We start from the raw sequence: 26,313 nt of genomic DNA on the forward strand, positions 1-26,313 counted from the left end.
CGGGAACAGCACCTGCCCTGTCGCGATCGCCACGTGCCGGGAGGCGTACAGGGTCGGATGGGCCCGCGCGAACGCCTCGCGCCGAGCCGCCCGAGTCCCCGCGGGCGGCTCGAACGTCACCGGATCGGCGGGCGACTCGTCTTCCTCGTCCTTCTCCTCATCCTCGGCGTCCTCGCCGGGCTTGGGCGGGCGCAGCTCGCAGTGTGCCGCCTGCCCGTCGAGCAGGCCCCTGGCGTCGAACGCGACCACCACGCTCAGCTCCCCGTAGGCCAGCGTGGCCTTGGGGAAGCCCGTGGCCTCCTCCGTGCGGTCGCCGTCCACGTACAAGCGCGCCTTGTGGTCCCAGCCGGCGCGTTCGGTCTCGACCTCCAGCCGGTGCCCGTCGTGGACGAGCGTCCAGCGGCCGGCGGGCGCGCCGCTCGGCGAAATACCCCCTGTCATGCCGCCAGTCTTTCCAGCGCCCGCGGCCGGTCCATCGCCCGATGGGCCACGGCGGGTAGACCAAAGTCGGCACCGCGGGCCGACCGTCAGCGCTCGAAGTCCCACCCCATCGCGCCGAACGGCTCCACCGTCCCGACCGTGAACACCGTGTGGAAGGTGATCCGGTAGAGGTACCAGGGCGGAGGGCCGGCGCTCTGCGCGCTGTAGGGCGCGGTGAAGGCGTCGCCGTCCACCTGCGCGGGCCAGCCGCCCTCCCGGTATCCGGCCGCGACCGGCTCCAGGACGGCCGGGTCGGTGACGCGCTCGGCTTCGCCCTCCAGCACCACGTCCCCGATCGGCGTGCGGACCGAGATCGTGCATGCCGGGTTCGCCGCGAGGTTCCGGGACTTTCGCGTGCCGGGGCCGCTGACGATGTACAGGTCGCCCTCATACCACAGCGCGCCGACGCCCGCCGAGTGCGGGCGGCCGTCCGGCCGGACCGTGCCGAGGTACACCGGCGTCTCCGGCTTCGGAAGCGCCGCCGTCAGCGCGTCGCGGACGGTGTCCCAGGCCAGCTCGCCGCTGCCGTAGATGTCGAGGTTGCGCGCCCGGACGGGTTCACGGTCACTCATCGTCGTCCTCCCTGGATTCGGCTTCGATGGGTAGACGGGCGACCGCGCGAGAACTCATCGGTGCGGGGGTCCGTAAGGTTGCGGCATGGCTCCTTCGATCGCCACCGCGAACCACGTCGACCGTCCCGAACTGCTGGAATTCCTGCGTCCCCGGCATCACGCGCTGCTGTCCACCGCCCGGTCCGACGGACGCCCCCAGATGTCGCCGGTGACCTGCGGGGTCGACGATGAGGGCCGCATCGTGATCTCCACCTACCCCGAGCGGGCCAAGGCGCGCAACGCCCGCCGGGACGCCCGTGTGTCGGTGTGCGTGCTGTCCGACGAGTTCAACGGCCCCTACGTGCAGGTCGACGGGACCGCCGAGGTCATCGACATGCCCGAGGCGGCCGACGCGCTGGTCGACTACTACCGGTGCATCGCCGGGGAGCACCCCGACTGGGACGAGTACCGGGAGGCGATGCGCCGCCAGGACAAGTCCCTGATCCGCGTCACCATCGACCGGTGGGGCCCCATAGCGACCGGCGGCTTCCCCGCCCGCCTCGTGGACTGACCGGCCTCGAAACGAGAACCGCGGCCACCGCCCTCTTCGGAGGGGGTTGCGGCGGTGCGGCCCGATGCCTATCTTGGAACGATCGTTCCAAGATAGGGGAGGGGTCGTGCCCGACGTCAAGCACTTCGATCCCGAGCACGTGCTGGACCAGGTGGTGGAGCTGTTCTGGCGACGCGGGTCGGCCTCGACCGGAGTCGGTGACGTGGTGGCGGCGACCGGACTCAGCCGCTCCAGCCTGTATGCCACCTTCGGCGGCAAGCAGGAGCTCTACCTGGCGGCGTTGCGGCGCTACGTCGAGCGGCGGTCCCGGCCGGTGCTGGAGGCGCTGGCCGCCGACGGCCGCGGCCTGCCGGCGATCGCCGCCTTCTTCGACCAGCTGATCCGGGCGCGCTGCGAAGGCCCGCACGCCCGCTGGGGCTGCATGGTCTCCAACGCCCACGCCGGGGCCGGCGGTCCGGATGAGCTGGACGGCCAGGACGCCCAGGTGCGCAAGCTGCTGGACGAGCACCACGCGCGGCTGCGAGCGGCCATGGCCGCGGCGCTCGGGACCTCGCGATCCCGTTCCCAGCTGCGGCGCGGCGTGGAGGTGGAGGCCACCGCGGACGTGCTGGCACTGCTGGCCTACGGGGTGAATCTGCGGTCGCGGGCCGGGGCGCCGGCGGCCGATCTGAAGGCGACCGTGACGGCGGCCCTGCAATCGCTGAGCCTGCCGGAGCCCTCCGAAGGAGAATGAGAATGGCCGAGTTCACCGTCCATGACGAGACCACCGCGCCCGAAGCGGCCCGTCCCCATCTGGAGGCGGCGAAGAAGCGGATGGGGTTCGTGACCACCCTCAACGCCGTGATGGCCGAGTCGCCCGAGTTGCTGGCCGGATACAACGCGCTGGCCGAGCTGTTCGGCAAGTCCTCGCTGCCGGTGAGGGCCAAGCACGTGGTCTGGATCACCGCCAGCGTGGAGAACGGCTGCGAGTACTGCGTGGCCGCCCACTCCACCATGGCGCTGCGCTCGAAGGTGTCACCCGAGGTGGTGGAGGCGCTGCGGGCCGGCAAGTCGCTGAACGACCCCGCCTTGGAGGCGGCGCGCCGCTTCACCCAGCTGATGGTGTCGGGCCGCGGCTGGGTCGAGGAAGCCGAGGTGCAGGCGTTCCTGGACGCCGGATACACCCGCCGCCACGTCATGGACGTCATCCTGGGCGTGGGGATGAAGACGCTGTCCAACTACACCAACCACATCGCCCACACCCCGCTGGACCCCGCCTGGGCCGACCAGCAGTGGACCCGCACCGGCGGCTAGGTCAGTGTGCCTGAAAGTGGTAGGTGTCGGTGGCGCAGGCGGTGACGCGCCAGCCGCCCGGCACTTTCACCGTTCGCATCGACGTCATGCCGGACGTGGTGAGATCGGGGCGGGTTTCGCCCGGTATCCAGATGTCCAGGCGGCAGTTGCCGGACGGCCCGGTTGTGCCCGTCAGTGACAGGCGTCGTGGTGAGGACGAGGACGACAGCGCGGTCAGCCGTCCGGGCGCGGCCCGTGGGAAGGGGCGCGACAGCGGTCCGGTGAACGCGGCCGGGCGGCCGAGCGGCGTGCCGTCCGGGCAGCGCAGCCGGTTCAGGCCGCCGGCCGTCGTCGTCCCGCCGTCGCCGATGCTGTGCGGGTCGCCGCACGCCTGCCGCCACACCCACCAGGCGCCGCCGGCGCGGTGCGCGTCCTCGGCCGCCGCGTACCGGACGACCTTCGGCCCGTCGGTCCCGGGGTCGCCGAACCAGCCCCACTCGCCGCTCCACAGCGCCGCCCCGTAGTGGTCGGCGGCGGCGCGGGCGAGCGCGAAGCCGCGCTCGATCGAGATCAGCGCGCCCGAGTTCTCCAGCGTGATCGACTCGTTGTACAGGTGGGGGGAGAACACGAGCCGGTCGTCGCGCAGCGCCTCCCGGGGCGGCAGCGCGTCGATGCCGAAGGCCGACCACAGCGCGGACGGTTCGACGATCATCAGCCGCCGGGGCGCGCCCGCCGCGTCCTCGGCCGCGCGGATCGCGGCGATCGCGCGGCCGTAGAAGCGGCCGAGCTGCGCGGCCGCGGTTCCGGGCGGTCGCAGGCCCGGGTTGGGTTCGTTGAGCAGGTCGTACCCGGCGACGCCGGGTTCGCGGGCCAGCGCGGACGCCAGCCGCGCCCAGGTGCGCACGAGGTGGCTCTGGACGCCGTCCTTGTCGTCGTAGAAGTTCTGGAACGCCAGCGCGACGGCGGGGGACACCTCCCGGATGCCACCCAGTGTGCAGGTGGTGACGCCGCCCGTGAGCGTGGCCCACGCGGGCGCGCCGTCCCAGCCGCGGGCCCTCTGCATGAAGGGCGGGCACGTGGCGTCGGGCGGTGTGCCGACGGCCTTGCCCCACGCGTCCTGGTGCATGTCCAGCACCGTGTACATGCCGTGGTCGGCGGCGTCGCGGACCGCTTTCCGGATCTTGGCGACGTAGCCGGTGGCGAACGCGTCCGGACGCGGCTCCAGCGCCGACCACGACACGTTCAGCCGGACCACGGTGAACCCGAGCGTCGCCATCTGCGCGAAGTCGTCGCGGGTCAGCGGCACGACGGTGGGGAGGGCGGGGTCGTTGACGGCGTAGTCGACGAGCTGGTTGACGTTGGCGCCGCGCAGCAGCACCGTCCGGTCCCGGGCGTCGACGATGTCGCCGTGGGCGACGCGCAGCGGTGACGGCTCCCAGGCCGCCCCGGCCCAGGCGGGGGTGCCCAAGGTGGGAACGGCCGCCAGTGACGCGGCGAGGGCGGCGGAGGTCGCGAGCGCGGACGCGCGGCGGCGCAGGGTCATGATCGGATCCTCTCCGTCCGGAGATCGGATCCGGCCTGCGGGCGTTACACCGCCGCGGCGGGCAGCCGGGCGAGGTCGCGGCGCAGGAAGCCGGCCGTGACGGAGGACGGGGCGTCCGGCAGCTCGGCGGGCGTCCCGGAGAAGACGATCTCGCCGCCGTGCCGGCCGCCGCCGGGACCGAGGTCGATCACCCAGTCGGCGTGCTTGACGACGTGCAGGTCGTGCTCGACGACGATGACGGTGTTGCCGGCGCCGACGAGGCGGTCCAGGAGGGCGAGGAGGGCGTCGACGTCGGACATGTGCAGGCCGGTCGTGGGCTCGTCCAGGATGTAGACGGTGCCGGTGCGGTGCAGCCGGGTCGCCATCTTGATGCGCTGGCGCTCGCCGCCCGACAGGGTGCCGAGCGGGCGGCCGAGGGGCAGGTAGCCGAGCCCCACCTCGTCGAGGGCCCGCAGCCGGGCGGCGATCCCGCGTTCGTCCGGGCCGGTGAAGAAGTCGCGGGCCTCCTCGGTGGTCATCGCCAGCACGTCCGCGATCGTCCGGCCGCGCAGGGTGTGCGCGAGGGCCTCCGCGCGGTACCGGCCGCCCCGGCAGGCCTCGCAGGTGGTGGTGACGGGGTCCATGAACGCCAGGTCGGTGACGATGACGCCGTTGCCGTCGCAGTCCGGGCAGGCGCCCGCGGAGTTGTGGCTGAACAGGGCGGCCTCGACGCCGTTGGCCCGCGCGAACAGGCGCCGGAGCGGGTCCATCACGCCGAGGAAGGTGGCGGGGGTGGAGCGGCGGGACGCCGCGATCGCCGACTGGTCCACCACGACCGCGCCGGGGTGGCGGGCGGCGAACTCGCCCAGGACCAGGCTGGTCTTGCCCGACCCGGCCACGCCGGTGACCACCGTCAGGACGCCGGCGGGGAACCGCGCCGTCACGTCCTTGAGGTTGTTGGCGCGGGCGCCGGCCACCGCCAGCCAGCCGGACGGCCGCCGGAACCCGGTCTTGACCGGCGCGGTCCGCCGCAGTGCGCGGCCGGTCGGCGTGGCGGCGCCGCGCAGCTGGGCGACCGTGCCGGTGAAGACCACCTCGCCTCCGTGCACGCCCGCGCCGGGCCCCATGTCGATCACGTGGTCGGCGGCGCCGATCACGTGCGGGTCGTGCTCGACGACCAGCACGGTGTTGCCCTTGTCGCGCAGCCGCCGCAGCAGCGCGTTCAGCCGGTCGACGTCGCGGGGGTGCATGCCGGCGCTGGGCTCGTCGAAGATGTAGGTCAGCCCGGTCAGGCTCGACCCCAGGTGCCGGACGACCTTGAGGCGCTGCGCCTCGCCGCCCGACAGGGTGCGGGTCGCGCGGTCCAGGGTGAGGTGGCCGAGGCCGATGTCCTCCAGCCGCCGCAGCCGGGTGACCGCGGCGCCGGCGACCCGCGCCGCGACCGGGTCGGTGATCTCGCCCAGCGCGGCGATCAGGTCGGCGGTCTCCATCCCGTGCAGGTCGGCGATGGTGCGGCCGCCGATGCGGGACGCCAGCGCGGCCGGGTTGAGCCGGGCGCCGCCGCAGGCGGGGCAGGGGTCCTCGCGGGTGACGCGGCGGGCCGCGTCCCGCGCCTTCGGCGGCAGCGAGCCGATGTCGCGCCGGATGTAGAGGCGGTGGAACCGTTCGAGCATGCCCTCGTAGGCGTTGTGGCCCATCGAACCGGTGCGGTTCAGGCGCGGCACGCGGAACCCCTTGCCGTGCAGGAGCAGGTCCCACTCCTCGTGGGTGAAGTCGCGCAGCGGCTTGTCGGGGTCGAACAGGCCCGACTCGGCGTACAGCTGCCACACGAACGTGCCGACGCCGAACGGCGGGAAGTCGACCGCGCCCTCGTTCAGCGACCGTCCGGTGTCCAGGAAGCGGTCCAGGTCGACGCGGACGACGGCGCCGAGCCCGTCGCACTCGGCGCACATGCCGCGCGGATCGTTGAAGGAGTAGGCGGCGGCCTCGCCGGCGCTCGGCGTCCCGTGCCGGGAGAACAGCACCCGCAGGACGGGCGAGATGTCGGTGATCGTGCCGACCGTGGACCGGGCGTTCCCGCCGATCGGGCGCTGGTCGACCACGACGGCGGGGGCGAGGTGGTCGATGGCGTCGGCGTCCGGCCGCTCCCGCTTGGGCATCCGGTCGCGGGCGAACCAGCTGAGCGTCTCGCCCAGCTGCCGCTGCGACTCCGCCGCGACCGTGCCGAACACGATCGAGGACTTCCCCGACCCCGACACTCCGGTGAACGCCACGAGGCGGTTCTTCGGGATGCGCAGCGACACGTCCTTGAGGTTGTTGTGCCTGGCCCCGGTGATGACGATGTGGTCCGTGCTCATGACCGCGACGCTAGGCGGCAAGGAGGTCAGGACCTGGCCTCATTGCCGCGCATACTGGGGTCATGTCGTCGGAACGCCTGCTGCGGCTGCTGTCCCTTCTGCAGGCCCGCCGCGAATGGAGCGGCCCGGAGTTGTGCGAGCGGCTCGGCGTGAGCCCCCGCACCGTCCGGCGCGACGTGGAGCGGCTGCGCGGCCTCGGCTATCCGGTGCACGCCACCCTCGGCGCGGCCGGCGGCTACGGGCTGGAGGCGGGGGCCGCGATGCCGCCGCTGCTGCTGGACGACGAGGAGACCGTGGCGATCGCCGTCGGGCTGCGCGCCGCCACCGGGGGAGCGGTCGAGGGGATCGGGGAGGCGTCGGTGCGCGCGCTGGCCAAGCTCGAACAGGTGCTGCCGGCCCGGCTGCGGCGCCGCGTGAGCGCCCTGCACGCCGCCACGACGCCGCTGACCGGCCCGCCCGCCGGACCGGTCGTGGATCCGGCGACGCTGACCGTGCTGGCCGCCGCGTGCCGCGACCACGAACGGGTCCGCTTCGCCTACCGCGACGCCGGTGACGGCGAGACCCGCCGCCACGTCGAGCCGCACGGGCTGGTGTCGGCCGGGCGCCGCTGGTACCTGGTCGCGTTCGACCTCGGGCGCGAGGACTGGCGGACGTTCCGCGTCGACCGCGTGTCGTCGCCGCTGCCGACCGGTGTCCGGTGCCCGCCGCGCGAGCCGCCCGCCGCGGACGCGGCCGAGTTCGTGAGCCGCTCGCTGGCGCTGTCGCGTCCGTTGCAGCGGGCGGTGCTGCTGGTGCACGCGTCCGCGGAGGAGCTGGCCGACCGCTTCCGGGTGACCGGCGCCGAGGTCGAGCCCGTCGACGACCGCACCTGCGTCCTGCGCACGGCGCCCGGGTCTCTGGAGTGGACGGCGCTGCGCATCGCCTACCTCGACATCGACTTCGAGGTCCGCGAGCCGCCCGAGCTCCGCGACCTGCTGGCCGCCATGGCACAGCGCCTGTCCCGAGCCGTCCGGTAGGGCCGCCGGGAGCGGCCGGTCACAGGACCCGCACGGGCAGGCCGCCGCGGGGCCGCATGGCCGTCACGCTGGTGGGGGTGACGGCGGGCGAGACCAGGCGCAGCCTGGTGCGGCGCAGCAGGCACGCCAGCATGGTCTTGAGCTCCGTCGTCGCCAGCGTGGAGCCGATGCAGCGGTGCGGGCCGCCGCCGAACGGCAGGAACGTCGCCGGGGTGGTGGGGCGGTGCAGGTCCGAGGACGGGTCCCACCGCTCCGGGCGGAACCGTCCCGCCTGCGGCCACACCTCCGGCATCCGGTGGGTGACGAACGGGGAGTAGAACACCATCGCGCCCGCCGGGATCCGGTGGCCGGCGTACTCGAAGTCCTCGACCGGGACGCGGGCGCTGAGCACGGCGGGCGGGAACAGCCGCAGCGTCTCGTTCACCACGCCGTCCAGGTAGGTGAGCGCGGGCAGGTCGGCGGCCTCCACGGGGCGGTCGCCGACCACCTCGGCGACCTCCCGCCGCGCCCGCTCGGCCGCCTCCGGATGCGCCAGCAGCGCGTACACCGCCCACGCCATCGCCGCGCTGGTGGTGTCGTAGCCGGCGGAGATGAGGCTGATGACCTGGTCCTGGAGCTCCTGGCGGGTCAGGCCCGTCCCGTCCTCGTCGCGGGCCGCCAGCAGCATGCCGAGCACGTCGTCGTGCTCGCCGCCCTCGGCCTCCCGCCGCTCGACCTCCTCGTCGACCCGGCGGACGACCAGGTCGCGGGACGCGGCGACGCGCCGCATGTACGGGTTCGGCACCGACCGCAGCATCATCTGCAGGACGAAGTTCTGGTCGATGGCGGCGAGCGCGACCTGCAGCCGCCGGCCGATCACCTCGGCGTCGGCGGCGAGCCGGTCGCCGAACAGGACCTCGACCGTGTTGCGGCGGATCACCGCGCGCAGCTCGGCGTAGGCGTCCAGGGTCTGGCCGGGGCGCCAGGAATCCAGGGCCGCGTCGGTGTTGGCGGCCATCCGCGCCACGTACCCGGCGACGCGGCGGTGGTGGAACGCGGGCTGGACGAGCCGGCGCCGCCGCCGGTGGTCGGCGCCGTCGCTGACGATGAGCGCGGTCTCCCCGTTCACCGGGACCAGCAGGTCGAACGCCTCCCGCCACTGGAACAGGGCGGAGTTGGCGAACACGAACGCGTTGGCGTCCGGGCCGAACAGGTGCACGAACGGCTTGCGGCGCGTCCCGATCGCCGCGACCGGGCCCGCCTCGGCGTACAGGCGCAGCAGGCTCGCGCACGGGTTCATGGCGAACCCGATCCCGTGCCGGACGGTCAGCGACGGGGACGGGGCGCGCGCCGCCCTGCGGACCCTGTGCGGACTGGACGCGCGTACCGGGGTGTCGGGTGCCACGTGCCCACTATGGCACGCCCCCTGCGGCCGTCCCGCCGGACGCGGTGGGAGGATGGGTCCCGTGACGGACGAGCGCACGGAAGGGACTTACCACCCCAAGCCGGGCACACAGACGGTGGACCGGTCGGTGGCCGTGCTCCGCTCCTTCGAGGGCGCCGCCCGGCAGACCCCGACGGAGATCGCGCACCGGCTCGGGCTGTCGGTCAGCACCGCGCACCGCATCGTGCACGCGCTGCACGCCACCGGGATGCTGGCGCAGGATCCGGCGACCGAGCGGTACTTCCTCGGGCCCACCACCGCGATCCTCGGCCGGCTCGCGCTGGAGCGGATGGGCGCCACCCTGCTGCAGCCCGAGCTGACCGCGCTGCGGGACGGGACGGGCGAGGCGGTCAGCCTCGGCGTGCGCGCCGGCGACGAGGTCGCCGTGCTGATGCACCTGCCGTCGGTGCACCCGCTGCGCTACGACCAGCCGCCGGGCGACCGCAACCCGATCCACACGTGCGCGATGGGCAAGGCGCTGCTGGCCTACGACGACGACCCGGTCGCGATGGACGAGCCGTTCCCGCGCTACACGCCCGCCACCATCGTCGCCCGCGCGGACCTGGACGCCGACCTGGAACGGGTCCGCGAGCGCGGCTACTCGGTCAACGACGAGGAACGCCTGGCCGGCGTCCGCGCGGTGGCCGCGCCGGTCCGCGACGGCGGCGGGCGGGTGTTCGCGGCCCTGGCGCTGCAGGGCCCGTCGGTGCGGTTCGGCGACGACCGGCTGCCGGGCCTGACCGAGGCCGTCCGCGCCGCCGCGGGCCGCCTCACCGACCTGCACCGCCACCTGTCCTAGCCCGCCGGGGAGGCCGCGGAGGAGGCGGCCAGCTCGTCCAGCAGCGCCGCCACCGCCGGCGGGCGCGGGCCCGCCGGGACGATCGCGCTGATCGTGCGGCCGCCGACGTCCGGCACGTCGGGGACGGCGACGCCGGGCTCGGCGTGCAGGTCGAGCGCCAGCCCCGGCAGCGTCGTGACGGCCAGCCCCCGCGCGACGAGCCGCTGGATCGCGACATGGTCCTCGGTGGCGAAGGCGATGTCGGGGGTGAACCCGGCCTTCTCGCACGCCCACCGCAGATGGTCGCGGCACCGCGCGCAGCCCGACGCCCACGTCTCGCCGGCCAGGTCCGCGAGCCGCGGCCGGCCGGACGAGGCGACCGGGTGCGCGGCGGGGACGAGCAGCCGCAGCGGGTCCTCGCGCAGCACGATCTCGCGGAACCGGGAGTCGGTCTCGGGCGGCCTGGACACGTGGCGGAACACCACCGCGATGTCGGTCTCCCCGGCGCGCAGCAAGGCCAGCGCCTCCGCCGGCTCGGCGTCCACCAGCGTGACCGACACGCCGGGCGCGCGGGCGCGCAGCCGGGCCAGCGCGTCGGGAAGCAGCCCGCCCGCGGCGGTGGGGAACACCGCGACCCGGACCCGGCCGGCGCGCAGCCCGGCGATCGCGGCGATCTGCTCCTCGGCGTCGTCCATGCGGGCCAGGACGTCCTCGACGTGCTCGACCAGGATCCGGCCCGCCTCGGTCAGCCGGACGCCGCGGCCGTGCCGGACCACCAGCGGGGTGCCGACCTCGGCCTCCAGCCGCGCGACGTGGTGGGAGACGGCGGGCTGGGTGTAGGCGAGGGACTTCGCGGCGGCGGTCATCGAGCCGAGCCTGGCCACCTCGCGCAGGATCCGGCCCCGGTGCAGGTCCAGCATCCCCGCAAGCTATCAACCGCACTGATGGGTGGCCAAGAAAACCGTACTTTGTGCTATGGGTCGTTCGTCGCCGACCATCAGTACATGAGCCTTTCCATCCAGGAGGCGCAGCGCGAGTTCACCGCCGGCGTCACCTACCTCAACACCGCCACCTACGGGCTGCCGCCGCGCGCCGCGCACGAGGCGATGCTGGCGACCGAGCGGGACCGCGCCGCCGGGCTGATGACCTCCGGCGCGTTCGACGAGGCGGTCACCAGGTGCCGGGAGGCGTTCGCGCGGCTGCTCGGCGTCCCCGCCGCCCGCGTCGCGTGCGGGCCGCAGGTGTCCTACTTCGTGGGGCTGGTCGCGGCGTCCCTGCCCGCCGGCGCCGAGGTCCTGGTCGCCGACGGGGACTTCACCTCGCTGCTGTTCCCGTTCGCGGCCCGCCCGGACCTGGCCGTCCGGTCCGTACCGCTGGAGCGGATCGCCGAGGAGGTCCGCGCGGGCACGAGCGCGGTCGCGGTGTCGGCGGTGCAGTCCGCCGACGGCCGCGTCGCCCCCATGGACGACCTGATCGACGCCGCCCGCGGCCACGGCGCCCGGATCCTGCTGGACGCCACCCAGGCCGCCGGCTGGCTGCCGCTGCCCGCCGAGCGGGTCGACTGGCTCGTCGCCGGCGGCTACAAGTGGCTGCTCGGCCCGCGCGGCACCTGCTTCCTCACCGGCACCCGGGAGGCGCTGGACGACCTGCCCGCGGCCGGGGCCGGCTGGTACGCCGGCGCCGACATCTGGGACTCCATCTACGGGCTGCCGCTGCGGCTGGCCGCGGACGCGCGCCGCCTCGACCTGTCCCCGGCCTGGCAGTGCTGGGCCGGGCACGCCCCCGCCCTGGAACTGCTCGAACGCGTCGGGGTCGCCGCGATCCACGACCACGACGTGGGGCTGGCGCGCCGGTTCCGCGCCGGCCTCGGCCTGCCGCCGGGGGACTCGGCGATCGTGCCGGTGCCCGTCCCGGACGGCACCGCCGACATGCTGCGCCGCAACGGGGTGGTCGCCACCGTGCGCGCCGGGAGGCTGCGCTGCGCGTTCCACCTCACCACCACCGAGGCCGACGTCGACAAGGCCGTCGGCCTGCTCGCCCCGGTCGTCGGCGGGGCGGTCGCCTGACCGCGGCGGGGCCCGGGTGAAGTTCTTACAAGGTTCGAACAAGGTGCCTTGACGGGCCCCTTCGCGGCGCTGCGGGCGGGACCGGCGGCCTACGTTCATCCGCATGAACGTACTGCTCACCGGGTCGGCCGGATTCATCGGCTCGCACATCGCCGAGGCGCTGACCGCCGCGGGCCACCGCGTCCGCGGCCTCGACCTGCGGCCGGACGGGCTCGGCGGAGGGCCCGCCGACGTCCGCGACCCCGCCGAGGTCGCGCGGCGGCTGGAGGGCGTCGACGCCGTGTGCCACCAGGCCGCCAAGGTCGGCCTCGGCGTGGACGTCTCCGACCTGCCGGACTACACCTCGGTCAACGTCCAGGGCACCGCCGTCCTGCTGGCGGAGATGGCGCGCGCCGGCGTCGGCGTCCTGGTGCTGGCGTCCTCGATGGTGATCTACGGGGAGGGCGCCTACTCCTGCGACGTCCACGGCCCCGTCCGGCCCCGGCCCCGCCCCGAGGACGCGCTGCGCGCCGGGCGGTTCGAGCCCGGCTGCCCCGCGTGCGGGCGGCCGCTCGCGCCCGGCGCCGTCGGGGAGGAGGCCCCGCCCGGCCCCCGCAACGTCTACGCCGACACCAAGCTCGCGCAGGAGCACCTCGCGGCGTCCTGGGCGCGCTCCACCGGCGGGTCCGTCGCGGCGCTGCGCTACCACAACGTCTACGGGCCGCGGATGCCGCGCGACACCCCCTACGCCGGGGTAGCGGCGATCTTCCGGTCGCGGCTGATGCGCGGTGAGGAGCCGCTGGTGTTCGAGGACGGCGCGCAGCGGCGCGACTTCGTCCACGTCCGCGACGTCGCCCGCGCCAACGTGCTGGCGCTGGAGCGGGTCGCGGCCGGGCCGCCCGAGCCCGCCGGGCTGCGCGCCTACAACATCGCCAGCGGCGAGCCGCGCACCATCGGCGACATGGCGGACGCGCTCGCCGCCGTGTTCGGCGGCCCGCGGCCGCGGGTGACCGGCGGGTACCGGCTGGGGGACGTCCGCCACATCGTCGCCCGGCCCGACCGCGCCCGCCGCGAGCTGGGCTTCTCCCCGTCGGTGCCGTTCGCCGACGGCGTCGCCGAGTTCGCCCGGCGGCCCGTCACCAGTTCGTAAGGGTCATCCTCACGTCACGGAAAGTAGCGTCAGAGCTGTGATCGATGTGGTTCTTCCCTGCCTCAACGAGGCCGAGGCGTTGCCCTGGGTGCTGACCCGGATGCCCGAGGGCTTCCGGGCCCTGGTGGTCGACAACGCCTCCACCGACGACTCCGCGCGCGTGGCCGCCGAGCACGGCGCCTGCGTCGTCCCGGCGCCGGCCCGCGGCTTCGGCGCCGCCTGCCACGCCGGGCTCCTGGCCGCCGAGACCGAGGTCGTGTGCGTCATGGACGCCGACGCCTCGCTCGACCCGGCCGAGCTGCCCCGGCTGACCGCCGCGCTCGGCGTGCTGGAGTCGGGCGGCGGATCCGGGCTGGTGCTCGGGCGGCGGCGGCCGTCCGGGCGGGGCGCGTGGCCGCCGCACGCCCGGCTCGGCAACGCCGTCCTGGCCCGGTCGCTGAACCGGCGCGCCGGGACGCGGCTGCACGACCTCGGGCCGATGCGCGCCGCCCGCCGCGCGGATCTGCTGGCCCTCGGGCTGGAGGACCGCCGGTTCGGCTACCCCCTGGAGATGGTCCTGCGCGCCGCCCGCGCCGGATGGCGGATCGGGGAGATCGACGTCCCCTACCTGCCCCGCACCGGCGCCTCGAAGGTGACCGGGACGGTCGGCGGGACGGTCCGCGCCGTCCGCGACATGCGCCGCGTGCTGGCGGAGGTCGCGCCATGACGGGTACCGCGCAGGCCGACCTGATCGTCATCGCCAAGGAGCCCGTCGCCGGGCGGGTCAAGACCCGCCTGACGCCCGCCTACACGCCCGCCGAGGCCGCCGCGCTGGCGCGGGCGGCCCTGCACGACACCCTCGCCGCGGTCGCCGCGGCGCCCGCCGCCCGCCGCACCCTCGCGCTCGCCGGGACGCCCGGCCCGTGGCTGCCGGACGGCTTCGCCGTCACCGCCCAGCGCGGCGCCGGCCTGGACGAGCGCCTGGCCGCCGCCTTCGACGACGCCTGGGACGGCCGGCCGATGGTGCTGATCGGCATGGACACCCCGCAGGTCACGCCCGCCGTGCTGGCCCGCGCCGCCCGGGAGCTGGGCCGCAGCGACGCGGTGTTCGGCCCCGCGGCCGACGGCGGGTTCTGGCTGCTCGGGCTGCGCCGCCCCGACGCGCGGCTGCTGCGCGGCGTCCCGATGTCGCGGCCCGACACCGGGGCGGTCCAGCTGGCGCGGCTGCGCGCGGCAGGGCTGCGGGTGGCGGCGCTGCCCGAGCTCACCGACGTCGACACCCCCGCCGACGCCGAGGCCGTCGCCGCGTCCGCGCCCGGGACCCGGTTCGCCGCCGCCGTCCGCGAGCTCGGGGTCAGGACCGTCCCGGCATGATCGGTGAGCTGTACGAGGAGGCACTGCGCGGCAGCGCCCCGGTCGAGATCGAGCACGCCGACGGGCGCCGCCGCCCGCTGCCCCTCCAGGACTGGCTGGCGGTCCGCCCCGGCGACGGCGGCCTGCTGGACCGCTGCGCGGGCCCGACCCTCGACGTCGGCTCGGGGCCCGGCCGGCTGACGGTGGCGCTGGCGCGGCGCGGGCTCCCGGTGCTGGGCATCGACGTGGCCCCCTCCGCGGTCGCGCTGACGGTCGCGGCGGGCGGCCCGGCACTGTGCCGGGACGTCTTCGGCCGCGTCCCCGGCACCGGCCGCTGGGGCACCGTGCTGCTCGCCGACGGCAACATCGGGATCGGCGGCGACCCGGCCGCGCTGCTGCGCCGCGTCCTGGCGCTGCTGGCGCCCGGCGGGCAGGTGCTGATGGAGGTCGAGCCGCCCGGCGCCGGGTCGCGGGTGGAGCCGCTGCGGCTGCGCTCGCCCCGGTCGGTCGGCGAGTGGTTCGCCTGGGCGCACGTGTCCGCCGACGCCGCCGCGGCCCTGGCCGCGATGTGCGCCGCGACCGTCACCGAGTTCTGGGAGGAGGCGGGCCGATGGTTCGTCGCCCTGCGGTCGTGAGACCCGCGTTCGTGAAGCCCCCGGCGGTGCTGACGACGCTCTCGGGGCGGTTCACCAGCCGCCTGCACGACGAGCGCGTCGCGTCCTGGCTCGGCATCGCGCTCGGCGTCTGCATCCTGGTCTCGTTCGGGACCGGGCTGGTCAGCCACTTCATGCAGCAGCCCGCCGGGTGGATGCGCTGGCCGTCCCGGCCGGTGAACCTCTACCGGGTCACCCAGGGCGTGCACGTCATCGGCGGGGTGGCGACGGTGCCGCTGCTGCTGGCCAAGATGTGGACGGTCTACCCGAAGCTGTGGCAGTGGCCGCCGGCCCGCTCGGTCGTCCACGGGGTGCAGCGGCTGCTGGTGTTCGTGCTGGTCGGCGCGGCGCTGTTCCAGTTCGTCACCGGGGTGCTGAACATCGCCTATTGGTACCCGTTCCGGTTCTTCTTCACCACCGCGCACTACTGGACGGCCTACATCCTGGTCGGCGCGCTGGTCATCCACGTGACCGAGCGGTGGTCGAAGGTGCGCCGGACGGTGATGACCCGGCCGCAGGACTCGGTGGGCCGCCGCGGCTTCCTGCTCACCGTCGCCGGGGCGAGCGGTGTCATCGCCGCGACCACGGTGGGAGAGGCGTTCACCCCGCTTGCGCGGCTGGCGGTGCTGGCCCCCCGCCGTCCGGGCAACGGGCCGCAGGGCGTCCCGGTCAACAAGTCGGCCGCCGCGACCGGCGTCGGCCCGATGGCCCGCGACCCCGCCTGGCGGCTCACGGTGACCGGCCGCGTCGCCCGGGAGGTCAGCCTGTCCCTGGACGAGCTGCGCGCGCTGCCGCAGCACACCGCGCGGCTGCCCATCGCGTGCGTGGAGGGCTGGAGCGTGGAGGCGTCCTGGCGGGGCGTCCGGCTGCGGGACGTGCTGCGCATGGCCGGCGTCTCCGACGACGCGCAGGTGCGGGTCGAGTCGCTGGAGCGCTACGGGCTCTACCGCACCTCGCGGGTCGCCCCGCCGCACTGGCGCGACCCGCTGACCCTGCTGGCCCTCGGCCTCAACGGCGAGCCGCTCGCGCTCGACCACGGCTACCCCTGCCGCTTGATCGCGCCGAACCGGCCCGGGGTCATGCAGACCAAATGGGTGCACCGGCTGGTGGTCTCGTGAACGCGCGGACCGCCGCGCTGGCGGCGGCGTACACCGCGGGTCTGGCGCTCATCGCGCTCGGGCTCCGCGGGATCGTGATGGAGGTGCCGGTCGCCCGGTGGGCGGCGTGGTTCGCCGGGGCGGCGATCCTGCACGACGGGGTCCTGGTCCCGGCGGTGCTGGCGGCTGGGCTGGTCACCGGGCTCCTGCCCGCGCGGTTCCGGCGCGTCGTGCGGGCGGCGCTCGTCGTCGCCGCGTGCGTCACGGCGGTCGCGCTTCCGCTCGTGCTGGGGTACGGGCGCCGCGCCGAGGAGCCGTCCCGCCTGCCGCTGCCCTACGAGCGCAACCTCCTCATCGTGCTGGGCGCCATCGCCGCGGTGGCGGTCTGTACCGCAGTGGCGCGCGCCGTCATCGGGCGCCGCCGCCTCCGGGGCGGTGGAGCGACCCGCGCGCCCCGGCCATCTGCGAAGGGACCGAGCCGATGACCCTCACCGATGTCCGCAAGCGCCCGGCGGCGACCCTGTCCCCGAGACGGCGCGGATGGCCGGGGTGGATCGCCGTCGCCGTGTGGGCGTCCGGGATCGCGGCCGCGTTCGCGGTGGGCTGGTACCTGCGGCGCGCCGGGCTGGCGACCGAGGACCGGCTGCCCCCGCTGCACGCGCGGGCGCGGGGGTGGCCCCTGACCTGGCAGATGCTGCCCGCCGCCGCGGTCGCCGCCGCGGCGGTGGCGGCCCTGCCGGTGCTCGCGGCGCGGCTCCCGTGGCGGGCGCTGCCGTCGGTCGCCTGGGCGGGCGCCGCGCTGTGGACGGTCGCGCTGGCGGTCTCCGGCGGGTGGGGCGCGCCGGCGGCGCCCTTGGACGCGCCGACCGAGTATCCGGCGGGCCTGGCCCAGCTGCGGCCCGACCCGCTCCTGTGGCTGCAGACCTTCACCGAGCGGCTGGGCGGCTACACCACGCACGTGCGGGGGCATCCGCCGATGCCGATGCTGGTGCTGTGGGCGCTGGAGAAGGCCGGGTTCGGCGGCACGGGATGGGCGGCGGCGTTCATCATCGCGGCGGGGACGTCGGCGGTGGCCGCGATCGCGGTCACGGTGCGGTGCGTGGCTGGGGAGCAGGCGGCGCGGGCGGCGCTGCCGTTCCTGGTGCTGGCGCCGATGGCGGTGTGGGTCGCCACGTCGATGGACGCGTTCTTCCTGGCGGTGGGCGCGTGGGGCACGGCGCTGGCCGCGCTGGCCGCACGCCGGGCGGGGACGTGGGCGCTTGCCTGCGCCGTCGCGGGCGGGGTGCTGCTGGGGTGCCTGCCGTATCTGAGCTACGGCCTGCTGCCGCTGTTCGCGGTGCCGCTGGCGGTGCTGCTGCTCGCCCGTCCAAGGGTCCGGGTGCTCGTGGCGCTCGCCGCAGGCCTGGCGGTGGCGCCGGCCGCGTTCACGCTGCTGGGGTTCTGGTGGCCGGACGGTGTCCGCGCGACCCTGGACACCTACCTGGTCAGCCGCGGGTCGGCGCAGCGCTCCTACGCCTACTTCGCGGTCGCGAACCTGGCGGTGCTGGGCCTGCTCACCGGTCCCGCGGTCGCGCACGCCCTGCCCCGCGCGCTGGCGACGCTGTGGCGGGACGGCAGGTCGCGGACGTTGTCGCCCGCGGGTCCGGTGGCCGCGCTGGCCGGGGCGGCGCTGCTCGGCGTGCTCGCCCTGGACGCCTCCGGGGTCACCAAGGGCGAGGTCGAGCGGATCTGGCTGCCGTTCGCGGCCTGGGCGATGGTCGCCGCGGCCCTGCACCGGTCCCGGCCGCGGGCGTGGCTGGCGGCGCAGGCGGCGACCGCGGTGGCCGTCCAGGCGCTCGTCCTGTCGCCCTGGTGAGCGGCGGGGGGCGGCGGGGCGGTCACATTTCGGCGGGCGCCGAAACGACCCCGGGTTAGCGTCCGGGGATGAGCGACTCCGAGCTGAAGGCGCGGCTGGCCGAGCGGTTCCGGGAGGTCAACGGCGACCATCCGATGACGCCCGAGGATGACGCCTACGTCACCGCGTGGTTCACCGAGCTGGAGGACCTGTGCGCCCGCACCGGCCGCGACGCCGGACGGGTCCGCCGCCTGATGCTGGACGGCGGGCTGCCCCTGCCCGGATACCTGCGCTCCGACGGCGCGGAGATGGTCCCGTCCGACCTGTTCGCCCTCGCCGACCGGGCCGGTGGCGTCGACGCGCTGGAGGAGTGGTTCCTGGCGCACTGGGACGACGAGGCCGCCGGCAAGGCGGAGTGGAACTCCTACCTGAGCGGCCAGTACGTGTGCCTGCGCTCGGTCACGCCCCAGACGATCCAGTACAAGGACGCCCTGGTCAGCGCGATCGATGCGGCGCCGGGGGAGCCGGACGCGGGGACGCCGGCCTGGACGCATCGGCTGCACGCCCTGATCGACGAGCTGGACGCGCTGGCGCCCCCGTTCACCGCCTACGACCGGCTGCGTTTCGGCGGGCCCGTCTCCCGCGACCGGTACATCGACGCGATGCGCGCCCGCTACCCCCGCGCCGCCTGACCCGGAGGACGGCTCACCAGGGGACGGGGCCGTCGTCGTGGAAGAACCCGCCGGTCGGGCCGTCGTCGCCGAGGGTGGCGAGCCGGATCGCGATCGCGGCGCCCTGCTCGGCGGTCCGGTCGATGGTCCGGCCCGTCAGGCGGGCGAACTCCACTGTGAAGTCGGTCGCGCAGGCTCCGGGCGCGGCGGCGTTGACCAGGATGCCGGTGTCGCGCAGCCGCTTGGCGTACTGGATGGTGAGCATGTTCAGCGCCGCCTTGGACGCCGGGTAGGCGGCGGAGGCGGCGGCGTTCCAGAAGTAGTGGTCCGGGTCGGTCATCGCGGTCATCGACGAGGTGCCGCTGGAGATGTTGACGATGCGTCCGGCGGGCGAGCGGCGCAGCATCGGCAGCATCGCGTTGGTCACCCTGATCACGCCGTACAGGTTGGTGTCGAACACGCGGTGGACGGCGTCGAGGTCGGCCTCGTCGGGCAGGTGGTCGGCGCCGCCGGAGATGCCGGCGTTGTTGACCAGGACGTCCAGGCGCCCGGTGGTGTCGCCGACCTGCCGGGCCGCCGCCTGCACCGTGGCGGGATCGGTGACGTCCAGGGTGACGGCGCGGGCGTCGTGCCCGGCGTCGCGCAGCGACGCGGCGGCCTTCTCGCCCAGGCCCGGGTCGCGGGCGCCGATCAGGACGGTCATGCCGCGTGCGGCGAGCCCCGCGGCGATGGCGTACCCGATGCCCTTGTTCGCCCCGGTCACCAGGGCGGTCGTGGTGTCGTTCATGCCTTTCACCCCACCACCGGCGGGGCCGCGGGCTCCAACACCGATCGGCGCGCGATCAATACCCTGGGGGTATGGACGTGGTGGAGACGCGCGAGCTGACCTACTTCCTGGCGGTGGCGCGGGAGCTGCACTTCGGGCGGGCGGCCGAGCGGCTGGGCATCGCGCAGCCGCCGCTGTCGCGGGCGATCAGCCGGCTGGAGCGGCGGCTGGGGGTGACGCTGCTGGAGCGGACGAGCCGCCGGGTCGTGCTGACCCCGGCCGGGGAGACGCTGCTGGCGGAGGGGGCCGCCGCGCTGGAGGCGGTCGCGGCCGCCGTCCGCCGCACCCGCCGCGCCGGTGACACCGGGCCCCGGCTGGTCCTGGCGCTGAAGCCGGGCGGGGACGGCGGCGGGCTGCTCCCGGCGATCCTGGCCGCCTACGAGCGCGAGCCGGACGCGGTGCCGGTGGAGATGCTGCTCGGGTACGGGGCGGATCGGGCGGTGCGGGAGGGCCGCGCCGACGCCGCGCTGCTGTACACGCCGCGGCAGGACGTCACCGGACTGGCCACCGAGGACCTGCTGACGGAGCGGCAGGTCGCCGTCCTCCCGAGGAACCACCGGCTGGCGGGCCGCGCCGAGGTGGCCATGGCCGACCTGGAGGGCGAGGCCCGGCCGCACGCCCCGTACGGGACGGGACCGGGCGACGGCCCGGCGATCAGCGACGGCGGGCAGCTGATGCAGCTGATCGCGCTCGGCCGGGCGGTGGCGATCCTGCCGGCGTCGATGCGGGGGCTGCTGCGCGAGGACCTGACGGCGGTGCCGGTGCGGGACGCCGAGCCGACCACGCTGGTGCTGGCGTGGCCCGAGACGTCCCGGTCCCGGGCGCTGGCGGCGTTCGTCCGCGCGACGGCCGCCGCCGCGGCCGAGGCCACCGCCTCTCACCTGGGGTGATACGGCGGCGGAAAAACTTCTGAAGAAAATCCGGCGGGATGTCGATCCGGCGGCCGGCCGCGCGACGCGTCAGTGAACGGCCGATGAGACACCGCACGGAAGGACCCCGATCATGAGCACCCGGACCCTCACCACCGCCCAGACCGGCACCGCCCAGACCGCTCCCGGCGAGCGCCGCACGCTCCGCAGGGTGCTGTGGGGCGCGCAGATCTTCATCGCCGCGTTCCTGCTGTTCGCGTCGGCGCTGCCGAAGTTCGCCGGGCAGGCCGAGGCCGTCCGGACCTTCGAGGAGATCGGCTGGGGCCAGTGGTTCCGGTACGTGACCGGCGCGGTCGAGGCCGCCGGCGCGATCGGGCTGGTGGTCCCGCGGCTGGCCGGGCTCGCCGCGGCCGGGCTGATCGGCCTGATGGCCGGTGCCGCGCTCACCCAGCTGCTGGTGCTGGAGCCGGCGTGGGCGCTGATGCCCGCCGGGCTCGCGGTCGTGTTCGCGGCCGTCGTCTGGGACCGCCGCGCCGAGTCCCGGGAGGTGCTGCGCTCGCTGAAGCGCTGACGGCGGGCCGGCGCGGGCGCGCACGGCTCCCGAACGGCGGACGGCCCGGCGGCCACCAGGCCCCGGGCCGTCCGCCGTTGCGCGGCGGCCTCAGCCGTCGCCGGGCAGGAGGGATCGGAGTTCGGCGCTGAGGGCTTCGGCGGCCTCGGGGCGGCCGTGGTAGGCGGCCGGGGTGGTCTGGAACAGCGCGACGCGCCACTCGCCCATGAGCTGGGACGCGGTGAGCGTCTGCACGCTGTTGGCCTCGGGGTCGATGTCGGAGGATCCGGGCGGGACCATGCCGGCGACGGCGCGCAGGACGGCGGCGCCGGGTCCGATCACCCGGACCTCGCGCACCCGGCCGATGTAGCGGGCGGTCCGGTGGTCGGCGAAGATCGCGTCGAGCTGGGCGGCGATGCGCTCGCGGCCCGAGTGCAGGGTGCCGTCGAACCCGATCGTCTCGCCGTCGTCGCGGAACGGAGCGGCGAACGCGGCGCCGTCCCGGGCGTTCCAGCCGTCCAGGATCCGCCGGTAGAGGGCGCGGACGGCGTCCAGGGCGCCGAGCCGTTCGGCGTAGCGGTCGTGGTGGACCTGCCAGCGGTCGGTGGTCCAGCCGGCCCAGTCGACGCGGGAGCCGTCCAGGGCCTCGGCGAGGTAGTCCAGGTGCAGGTGCCATCCGGCGAGCGTCTGGACGAGGTACTCGCCGGGTGGCTGGACGTCGCTGGTGAACACCAGGTGCGTCCCTTCGGGGGAGGGGGCCAGCTCCCAGCGCAGCCGGCCGTGGATGTCGGAGTCCAGCTCCAGCAGGCGGGGCGGGTCGAAGGCGGTGACGGTCCCGCGGGCGACGGTCTCGTCGGCGGCGTCGCCGGTGTTGAGCCACCGCAGCGCGAACTTGCCGCCCACGGCGGGTTCCAGGACGGCCTCGGCGAGCCAGGCCGACAGTTCGGCGGGGTCGGTGAGGGCGCGCCAGACCCGTTCGGGCGGGTGGCGCAGGCGGCGCTCGAAGCGCAGCAGGGTCCGCCCGTCCCTCTGGGTGGCCGTGCCGTCGGGGTGCTGCTCGCCGGTGCTCATCTCGCCTGCCTCCTCGGTCGCGTTCTGCCCGGACGTGCGGCGGGCCACGCGCCGCGCGCCGCCGCCTCCGAACATAACCCTTTTCGCATATAACTTTCAAGGCATATACGGTGGAGAGGTCAGGCGGGCGGCCAGGTGATGAGCGTGTGTCCCCAGGTCAGGCCGGCGCCGAAGCCGGCGAGCAGCACCAGGTCGCCGGGCCCGATCCGGGACGTGCGGACGGCCCTGTCGAGGGCGAAGGGGATGCTGGCGGCGCCGATGTTGCCGACGTCGTGCCCGACGATCGCCAGCTGCCGCGGTTCCAGGCCTGCGTCCGGGGCGAGCGAGGCGACCAGCCGCGGGTTGGGCTGGTGCGGCACCACCAGGGCCAGGTCGGCGGGCTTGATCCCGGCGCCCTCGGTCGCTTCGGCCACCAGCCGCGGGAAGATCGCGGTGATGAAGTCGCGGACGGCGCGGCCGTCCATGTGGATGGTGTGGCCGAGCGCGGCGAGGGTCTCGGGGCTGGCGGGCAGCCGGCTGCCGCCCGCGGGGATCAGCACGTCCTCGGCGCCGGAGCCGTCCGAGCCGAGGGTGATCGGGCCGATCCCGTACGGCGCCGGGGCGGGCCCGACGACCGCGGCGGCGGCGCCGTCGCCGAACAGCGCGGCGGTGGCGCGGTCGGCGCGGTTGAGGAACCGCGAGTACACCTCGACGCCGACGACCAGCGCGTACGGGGCGGAGCCGCGCTGGGTGGCCAGCCAGCCGATCGCGGTCTGCAGCCCGAAGACGAACCCGCTGCAGGCGGCGGAGATGTCGAACGCGGCGGCGTTGCGGGCGCCGAGCGCGACCTGCACGCGGCAGGCGGTGGAGGGGGCGATGACGTCGGGGGTGGAGGTGCCGACCACCAGCAGCCCGATGCCGGCGGCGTCCAGCCCGGCGGCGCGCAGCGCCCGGTCCGCGGCGGCGGCGGCCAGGTCGGAGGCGGCCTCGCCGGGCGCGGCGACGTGCCGGCGCGCGATCCCGGTGCGCCGCTCGATCCACGACGGGTCCAGGCCCAGCGCGCGGGACAGCTCGTCGCTGGCCACGTACTCGCGGGGCAGGTGGGCGCCGGTCCCGCGGATCGCCCATCCGCGGCCGGCGTCCGCGTCGTGCCCGCCCGGCCGGGTCCGTCCGGGCGCGTCCGGCACTGTCATGCGCGCACTCCCCCCTGCTCACAGCACTGACGGTTGTCAGCCCCATCCCATGAGTGAATAATCCCATTTCAGGGTTTATGTTCCATATCTGTCTATAACGCAGCATTTAGTCGAATAGAGACGTGAGCCTTCCTTCCAGGTAAGGAGACCCCGCGTGCCGTCCCCCCGAGTCAGCCCGGCCGAGGAGCTCAAACCCGACGACGTCTGCGCCTTCCTTTTCCCAGGTACCGGCTCCGCCGGCGTCCCCGACCTGGCGGGCCTCGCCGCCACCGGACCCGCCGCCGCACGCGCCGTCACCGACGTCCTGGACGCCGTCCAGGAGGGCCTGCCGCGCGCCGGATGGCCGTCATTGCGGTCGATCCTGCTGGTGGATCCGCGCGGGTACCGGGCCGCGGCCCGCACTCCCGGCGTCGCCCAGCTCGCCTCCTATGCCGCGTCCGTCGCCGCGGACCGGGCGCTGCGCGCGCACGGCGTCCACCCCCGGTTCGCGGTCGGGCAGAGCTTCGGGGAGATCGCCGCGCTGGTGTGCGCGGGCGCGTTCTCGATCGCCGACGGCGCCCGCATGGCGGTCGCGGCGGTCGGCGTGCTGGCCCGGCGCGGCCGGGGCGGCGGCATGGGGCTGCTGGAGGCCGGTGAGGACGCCACCCGGGCGTGCATCGAGGCCGCCGGCGCTCCGGAGGTGGTCGTCGCCTGCCTGAACGCCCCGGAGGTCACGGTCGTGTCCGGACCCGACGGGCCACTGGACACCGTCCTGGACGCCGCACGCGGCCGGGGCGTCAACGCCGTGCGCCTCGCCGTCCCCTACCTGTCGCACCATCCCTCGATGGCCGGCGCCGACGACGAGTGGTACGCGATGATCCGCGACTTCCCGCAGCGGCCCCTGGAGCTGCCGGTGCACTCACCGGTCCGGGGCCGCGCCTACCACGACGGCGACGACCTGCACCGCGCCATGGCCGACTGCATCGTCCGGCCCGTCCGGCTGCCGGAGGCGCTGCGCGCCGTGCACGCGGCGGGCGCGACCGTGTTCACCGAGGCCGGCGCGGGCAACGCGCTGTGCCAGTGCGCGCGGCTGACCCTCCCGGGGGTGCGGACCCTGGCGCCGCTGCGCGACCGCCCCCGCCACGGGCTCACCGGCAAGGCCGCCTCCGGCGTGGCCCCCTCCCGCGACCGGGAGGACGGCTCATGAGCACCGCCGCCGATCTGCTCGGGTTCGTGCGCGGCACGTCCCTGGACGCCAAGGCGCGAGCCAGGGTGCGGGAGGCCGTCCCGGAGGAGTTCTTCACCGTCCCCGGCGGGCTCACCGCCCGCGACCGGCAGGCGCTCACCTACGAGCGGCTGCGCCGGGCCGGGCTCGCCGCACCGCCCGCGGGCGAGCTGCTGGCCGACCCGCCGGCGCTGTGCGCGCTGCTGGAGCGCGCCGCGATCGCCGACCCGCCGCTGTTCCACCTGATGCTGCTGCACTACACCCTCGCTCTCGGCCCGGTCCTGCGGTTCGGCGCGGACCAGGACGGGACGCGGGCGGTCCGCGACTCCCTGGAGTCGATGGCGTCGTTCGGCACCCTGCTGATGACCGAGGTGGGGCGCAGCAACAGCCACCTGTCGCCGCGGACCGTCGCCCGCCACGACCCGGCCACCGGAGGGTTCGTGCTGAGCACCCCGGACGGCCAGGCGGCCAAGTTCCCCACCAACACCGCCCATCCGGACGTCCCCAAGACCGCCGCCGTCTACGCCACCCTCGTCCACGGCGGCGAGGAACGCGGCGTGTTCGTGTTCGCGGTGCCGCTGCGGGGCCCGGACGGCTCGGTCCCGCCCGGCGTCCGGATCGTCGCGGCACCGGAGACGACCGGGCTGCAGATCGACTACGCCGCCGTCCTGCTCGACGACCTGCGCGTCCCCGGCGAGGCGTGGTTGCGCGACGGCGCCCGCATCGAGGCGGACGGGACCTTCCACGACCCCGCCGGGACCGCGGCGGCGCGGCTGACCCGCTCGATGGGGATCGCGCCGCCGGTGTGGCGGGCGGTCGTCTCCGCCTCCGCCGCGATCACCCGGGCGTCGGCGGGGATGCTGCTGGCCCATTCGGCGGGCCGCACGACGCTCGGGCGGCTGGCGCCGCGCCGTCCGCTGACCGACTACCGCAACCAGCAGGAGGCGGTGCTGGGCGCGCTGGCCTCGGCCTACGCCCTCACCGCCGTCGCCGCGCACGTCACCGCCCCCCGGCCCGCCGCCGCCGCGGACGCCCCGGCCGGTCCGGCGACCGCGTGGGCGCCCTGGTCGGCGGTCGACCGCGACCTGGCGCTGCTGAAGGCCGCCGCGACCGTCCAGGCGCAGGAGACGGTGTCGGCCTGCCGCGTGCACAGCGGCGCGCCCGGGTTCGCCGCGGTCGAGCGCCTCAACGCCTACCGGGGCCTGGCGCACGCCTACCAGAACGCCGGCGGCGACAACGAGCTGATCCTCTACGACACCGCCCGCGCGATGGCCGACCTGGACCGCTACGTCCCGCCCGAACCCGAGGCCGGGCCGCCCGACGACGGCGACCTGGAGTCCCCGCGCGTCTGGCTGTTCCTGGCCCGCGCCACCGAGCGCAGGATGCGCGACCGGCTCGCCGCCCGGGTGAACGACGCCCTGCAAAGCGGCGAGGACGCCTTCACCGCATGGAACGGCAACCTCGTCCTGGCCGCGCGGACCGCCACCGCCTGCGCCGACCGCATCGTCCTGGAGATCCTGGCCTCCGCCCTGGAGAGCGGGCCGCGCGCCCTCGGTCCCGTCCTGCGGCTGCACGCCCTCGACCGGCTGGAGCACCGCGCCGCCGACCTGCTCAACGAGGGCGTCGTGCCGCCCGGCATGCTCGACGAGCTGTGGGCGGCACGACGCCGCACCTGCGACGAACTGGCCCCCGGCGCCCAGGATCTGGCCGCCGCGCTCGACCTGCCCGCCCCGGTCACCGCACCCGCCTCCTTCCTCGCCTGAGCACCCGGCCGCGGCGGGGCGAACCGGCACGCCACGCCCCGAATTCGCCAAGGAGCAAGGGGAACCAGCGGAGAGTGGCTACCGTTCTGGTAAGACAGACTGCACG

The 26,313-nt window shown here is 75.6% G+C and carries 26 protein-coding genes; 18 read left to right on the top strand and 8 right to left on the bottom strand.

The window, feature by feature from the left end:
• Positions 1-527: 527 nt before the first annotated feature.
• Complete coding sequence (locus tag BM339_RS24590) at positions 528-1,052, bottom strand: pyridoxamine 5'-phosphate oxidase family protein (RefSeq protein WP_075022353.1); 525 nt, start codon at positions 1,050-1,052, stop codon at positions 528-530.
• Positions 1,053-1,137: 85 nt separating this feature from the next.
• Here BM339_RS24590 and BM339_RS24595 point away from each other — a divergent pair, with 85 nt between their 5' ends.
• The 3 genes from BM339_RS24595 (at position 1,138) to BM339_RS24605 (ending at position 2,895) form a co-directional block, all read left to right on the top strand.
• Positions 1,138-1,602, top strand: a complete 465-nt coding sequence (locus tag BM339_RS24595) for a PPOX class F420-dependent oxidoreductase (RefSeq protein ID WP_075022354.1) — start codon at positions 1,138-1,140, stop codon at positions 1,600-1,602.
• A 106-nt stretch (positions 1,603-1,708) separates the two neighbouring features.
• Positions 1,709-2,335, top strand: coding sequence for a TetR/AcrR family transcriptional regulator (locus tag BM339_RS24600; RefSeq protein WP_021597674.1), 627 nt, complete (start codon positions 1,709-1,711; stop codon positions 2,333-2,335).
• 2 nt (positions 2,336-2,337) lie between these two features.
• Positions 2,338-2,895, top strand: a complete 558-nt coding sequence (locus tag BM339_RS24605) for a carboxymuconolactone decarboxylase family protein (RefSeq protein WP_075022355.1) — start codon at positions 2,338-2,340, stop codon at positions 2,893-2,895.
• A 1-nt stretch (position 2,896) separates the two neighbouring features.
• Here the strand turns inward: BM339_RS24605 and BM339_RS24610 are convergent, their stop codons facing one another.
• Together BM339_RS24610 and BM339_RS24615 are read right to left on the bottom strand one after the other, a co-directional pair.
• A complete protein-coding gene (locus tag BM339_RS24610) occupies positions 2,897-4,417 on the bottom strand; it encodes a glycoside hydrolase family 5 protein (RefSeq protein ID WP_075022356.1) in 1,521 nt (506 codons plus the stop codon).
• Positions 4,418-4,461: 44 nt separating this feature from the next.
• Positions 4,462-6,753 carry an ATP-binding cassette domain-containing protein gene (locus BM339_RS24615; RefSeq protein ID WP_075022357.1) on the bottom strand — a complete coding sequence of 764 codons (2,292 nt, stop codon included), beginning with the start codon at positions 6,751-6,753 and terminating at the stop codon, positions 4,462-4,464.
• A 62-nt stretch (positions 6,754-6,815) separates the two neighbouring features.
• Here BM339_RS24615 and BM339_RS24620 point away from each other — a divergent pair, with 62 nt between their 5' ends.
• Positions 6,816-7,769 (top strand): helix-turn-helix transcriptional regulator, encoded by a 954-nt coding sequence (locus tag BM339_RS24620; protein ID WP_075022358.1) that lies wholly within the window; start codon positions 6,816-6,818, stop codon positions 7,767-7,769.
• Between the two features lie 19 nt (positions 7,770-7,788).
• Here BM339_RS24620 and BM339_RS24625 read toward each other — a convergent pair whose 3' ends face one another.
• The gene (locus BM339_RS24625; protein ID WP_256255442.1) at positions 7,789-9,153 is read right to left on the bottom strand and encodes a cytochrome P450; all 1,365 of its coding nucleotides are present in this window, start codon (positions 9,151-9,153) and stop codon (positions 7,789-7,791) included.
• 61 nt (positions 9,154-9,214) lie between these two features.
• Between BM339_RS24625 and BM339_RS24630 the strand changes: the two genes are divergently transcribed.
• A complete protein-coding gene (locus tag BM339_RS24630; RefSeq protein ID WP_021597668.1) occupies positions 9,215-9,991 on the top strand; it encodes an IclR family transcriptional regulator in 777 nt (258 codons plus the stop codon).
• Here the strand turns inward: BM339_RS24630 and BM339_RS24635 are convergent.
• Positions 9,988-10,890 (bottom strand): LysR family transcriptional regulator, encoded by a 903-nt coding sequence (locus BM339_RS24635; RefSeq protein ID WP_075022359.1) that lies wholly within the window; start codon positions 10,888-10,890, stop codon positions 9,988-9,990. The two genes, BM339_RS24630 and BM339_RS24635, sit on opposite strands and share 4 nt — an antisense overlap.
• Positions 10,891-10,974: 84 nt before the next feature.
• Here BM339_RS24635 and BM339_RS24640 point away from each other — a divergent pair, with 84 nt between their 5' ends.
• From BM339_RS24640 to BM339_RS24680, 9 genes are all read left to right on the top strand, one after another.
• On the top strand, positions 10,975-12,036 hold the full coding sequence (locus BM339_RS24640; RefSeq protein ID WP_075022484.1) for an aminotransferase class V-fold PLP-dependent enzyme: 1,062 nt from the start codon (positions 10,975-10,977) through the stop codon (positions 12,034-12,036).
• Positions 12,037-12,139: 103 nt separating this feature from the next.
• A complete protein-coding gene (locus tag BM339_RS24645; protein WP_075022360.1) occupies positions 12,140-13,165 on the top strand; it encodes an NAD-dependent epimerase/dehydratase family protein in 1,026 nt (341 codons plus the stop codon).
• Positions 13,166-13,202: 37 nt separating this feature from the next.
• Positions 13,203-13,871, top strand: a complete 669-nt coding sequence (locus BM339_RS24650) for a glycosyltransferase family 2 protein (RefSeq protein ID WP_083597878.1) — start codon at positions 13,203-13,205, stop codon at positions 13,869-13,871.
• The gene (locus tag BM339_RS24655) at positions 13,868-14,518 is read left to right on the top strand and encodes a TIGR04282 family arsenosugar biosynthesis glycosyltransferase (protein WP_024936687.1); all 651 of its coding nucleotides are present in this window, start codon (positions 13,868-13,870) and stop codon (positions 14,516-14,518) included. Before BM339_RS24650 ends, BM339_RS24655 begins: the two co-directional genes overlap by 4 nt.
• Positions 14,515-15,132, top strand: a complete 618-nt coding sequence (locus tag BM339_RS24660) for a class I SAM-dependent methyltransferase (RefSeq protein ID WP_075022361.1) — start codon at positions 14,515-14,517, stop codon at positions 15,130-15,132. Before BM339_RS24655 ends, BM339_RS24660 begins: the two co-directional genes overlap by 4 nt.
• A complete protein-coding gene (locus tag BM339_RS24665; protein WP_021600398.1) occupies positions 15,129-16,268 on the top strand; it encodes a molybdopterin-dependent oxidoreductase in 1,140 nt (379 codons plus the stop codon). Before BM339_RS24660 ends, BM339_RS24665 begins: the two co-directional genes overlap by 4 nt.
• Positions 16,265-16,732 (top strand): hypothetical protein, encoded by a 468-nt coding sequence (locus BM339_RS24670; protein ID WP_218163747.1) that lies wholly within the window; start codon positions 16,265-16,267, stop codon positions 16,730-16,732. The genes BM339_RS24665 and BM339_RS24670 overlap by 4 nt, the downstream gene beginning before the upstream one ends.
• A complete protein-coding gene (locus BM339_RS24675; protein ID WP_075022362.1) occupies positions 16,729-18,102 on the top strand; it encodes a hypothetical protein in 1,374 nt (457 codons plus the stop codon). The genes BM339_RS24670 and BM339_RS24675 overlap by 4 nt, the downstream gene beginning before the upstream one ends.
• A 68-nt stretch (positions 18,103-18,170) precedes the next feature.
• Positions 18,171-18,773 carry a DUF6058 family natural product biosynthesis protein gene (locus BM339_RS24680; RefSeq protein ID WP_075022363.1) on the top strand — a complete coding sequence of 201 codons (603 nt, stop codon included), beginning with the start codon at positions 18,171-18,173 and terminating at the stop codon, positions 18,771-18,773.
• Positions 18,774-18,786: 13 nt separating this feature from the next.
• On the opposite strand, the gene BM339_RS24685 is transcribed toward BM339_RS24680, so the two are convergent.
• Positions 18,787-19,539, bottom strand: a complete 753-nt coding sequence (locus BM339_RS24685; protein WP_075022364.1) for an SDR family oxidoreductase — start codon at positions 19,537-19,539, stop codon at positions 18,787-18,789.
• A 71-nt stretch (positions 19,540-19,610) separates the two neighbouring features.
• Here BM339_RS24685 and BM339_RS24690 point away from each other — a divergent pair, with 71 nt between their 5' ends.
• Positions 19,611-20,468 carry a LysR family transcriptional regulator gene (locus BM339_RS24690; RefSeq protein WP_177287777.1) on the top strand — a complete coding sequence of 286 codons (858 nt, stop codon included), beginning with the start codon at positions 19,611-19,613 and terminating at the stop codon, positions 20,466-20,468.
• A gap of 112 nt (positions 20,469-20,580) precedes the next feature.
• Positions 20,581-21,018 carry a DoxX family protein gene (locus BM339_RS24695; RefSeq protein ID WP_075022365.1) on the top strand — a complete coding sequence of 146 codons (438 nt, stop codon included), beginning with the start codon at positions 20,581-20,583 and terminating at the stop codon, positions 21,016-21,018.
• 90 nt (positions 21,019-21,108) lie between these two features.
• Here BM339_RS24695 and BM339_RS50815 read toward each other — a convergent pair whose 3' ends face one another.
• A complete protein-coding gene (locus tag BM339_RS50815; protein ID WP_218163748.1) occupies positions 21,109-22,068 on the bottom strand; it encodes an SgcJ/EcaC family oxidoreductase in 960 nt (319 codons plus the stop codon).
• Positions 22,069-22,187: 119 nt separating this feature from the next.
• Entirely contained in the window at positions 22,188-23,240 is a 1,053-nt protein-coding gene (locus BM339_RS24710) for a 3-oxoacyl-ACP synthase III family protein (RefSeq protein WP_083597879.1), read from the bottom strand.
• A 154-nt stretch (positions 23,241-23,394) separates the two neighbouring features.
• Between BM339_RS24710 and BM339_RS24715 the strand changes: the two genes are divergently transcribed.
• On the top strand, positions 23,395-24,426 hold the full coding sequence (locus BM339_RS24715) for an ACP S-malonyltransferase (protein WP_021600479.1): 1,032 nt from the start codon (positions 23,395-23,397) through the stop codon (positions 24,424-24,426).
• A complete protein-coding gene (locus BM339_RS24720) occupies positions 24,423-26,207 on the top strand; it encodes an acyl-CoA dehydrogenase family protein (protein WP_075022366.1) in 1,785 nt (594 codons plus the stop codon). Before BM339_RS24715 ends, BM339_RS24720 begins: the two co-directional genes overlap by 4 nt.
• Positions 26,208-26,313: the final 106 nt, after the last annotated feature.

This window comes from Actinomadura madurae (assembly GCF_900115095.1).
Classification (GTDB): Bacteria; Actinomycetota; Actinomycetes; order Streptosporangiales; family Streptosporangiaceae; genus Spirillospora; species Spirillospora madurae.

Excerpts from the sequence above, each read along its gene's own strand:
- BM339_RS24590 (WP_075022353.1), bottom strand. The coding sequence starts at position 1,052 with ATGAGTGACCGTGAACCCGTCCGGGCGCGCAACCTCGACATCTACGGC.
- BM339_RS24595 (WP_075022354.1), top strand. The coding sequence starts at position 1,138 with ATGGCTCCTTCGATCGCCACCGCGAACCACGTCGACCGTCCCGAACTG.
- BM339_RS24605 (WP_075022355.1), top strand. The coding sequence starts at position 2,338 with ATGGCCGAGTTCACCGTCCATGACGAGACCACCGCGCCCGAAGCGGCC.
- BM339_RS24610 (WP_075022356.1), bottom strand. The coding sequence starts at position 4,417 with ATGACCCTGCGCCGCCGCGCGTCCGCGCTCGCGACCTCCGCCGCCCTC.
- BM339_RS24615 (WP_075022357.1), bottom strand. The coding sequence starts at position 6,753 with ATGAGCACGGACCACATCGTCATCACCGGGGCCAGGCACAACAACCTC.
- BM339_RS24620 (WP_075022358.1), top strand. The coding sequence starts at position 6,816 with ATGTCGTCGGAACGCCTGCTGCGGCTGCTGTCCCTTCTGCAGGCCCGC.
- BM339_RS24635 (WP_075022359.1), bottom strand. The coding sequence starts at position 10,890 with ATGCTGGACCTGCACCGGGGCCGGATCCTGCGCGAGGTGGCCAGGCTC.
- BM339_RS24640 (WP_075022484.1), top strand. The coding sequence starts at position 10,975 with ATGAGCCTTTCCATCCAGGAGGCGCAGCGCGAGTTCACCGCCGGCGTC.
- BM339_RS24645 (WP_075022360.1), top strand. The coding sequence starts at position 12,140 with ATGAACGTACTGCTCACCGGGTCGGCCGGATTCATCGGCTCGCACATC.
- BM339_RS24655 (WP_024936687.1), top strand. The coding sequence starts at position 13,868 with ATGACGGGTACCGCGCAGGCCGACCTGATCGTCATCGCCAAGGAGCCC.
- BM339_RS24660 (WP_075022361.1), top strand. The coding sequence starts at position 14,515 with ATGATCGGTGAGCTGTACGAGGAGGCACTGCGCGGCAGCGCCCCGGTC.
- BM339_RS24675 (WP_075022362.1), top strand. The coding sequence starts at position 16,729 with ATGACCCTCACCGATGTCCGCAAGCGCCCGGCGGCGACCCTGTCCCCG.
- BM339_RS24680 (WP_075022363.1), top strand. The coding sequence starts at position 18,171 with ATGAGCGACTCCGAGCTGAAGGCGCGGCTGGCCGAGCGGTTCCGGGAG.
- BM339_RS24685 (WP_075022364.1), bottom strand. The coding sequence starts at position 19,539 with ATGAACGACACCACGACCGCCCTGGTGACCGGGGCGAACAAGGGCATC.
- BM339_RS24690 (WP_177287777.1), top strand. The coding sequence starts at position 19,611 with ATGGACGTGGTGGAGACGCGCGAGCTGACCTACTTCCTGGCGGTGGCG.
- BM339_RS24695 (WP_075022365.1), top strand. The coding sequence starts at position 20,581 with ATGAGCACCCGGACCCTCACCACCGCCCAGACCGGCACCGCCCAGACC.
- BM339_RS50815 (WP_218163748.1), bottom strand. The coding sequence starts at position 22,068 with ATGAGCACCGGCGAGCAGCACCCCGACGGCACGGCCACCCAGAGGGAC.
- BM339_RS24710 (WP_083597879.1), bottom strand. The coding sequence starts at position 23,240 with ATGACAGTGCCGGACGCGCCCGGACGGACCCGGCCGGGCGGGCACGAC.
- BM339_RS24720 (WP_075022366.1), top strand. The coding sequence starts at position 24,423 with ATGAGCACCGCCGCCGATCTGCTCGGGTTCGTGCGCGGCACGTCCCTG.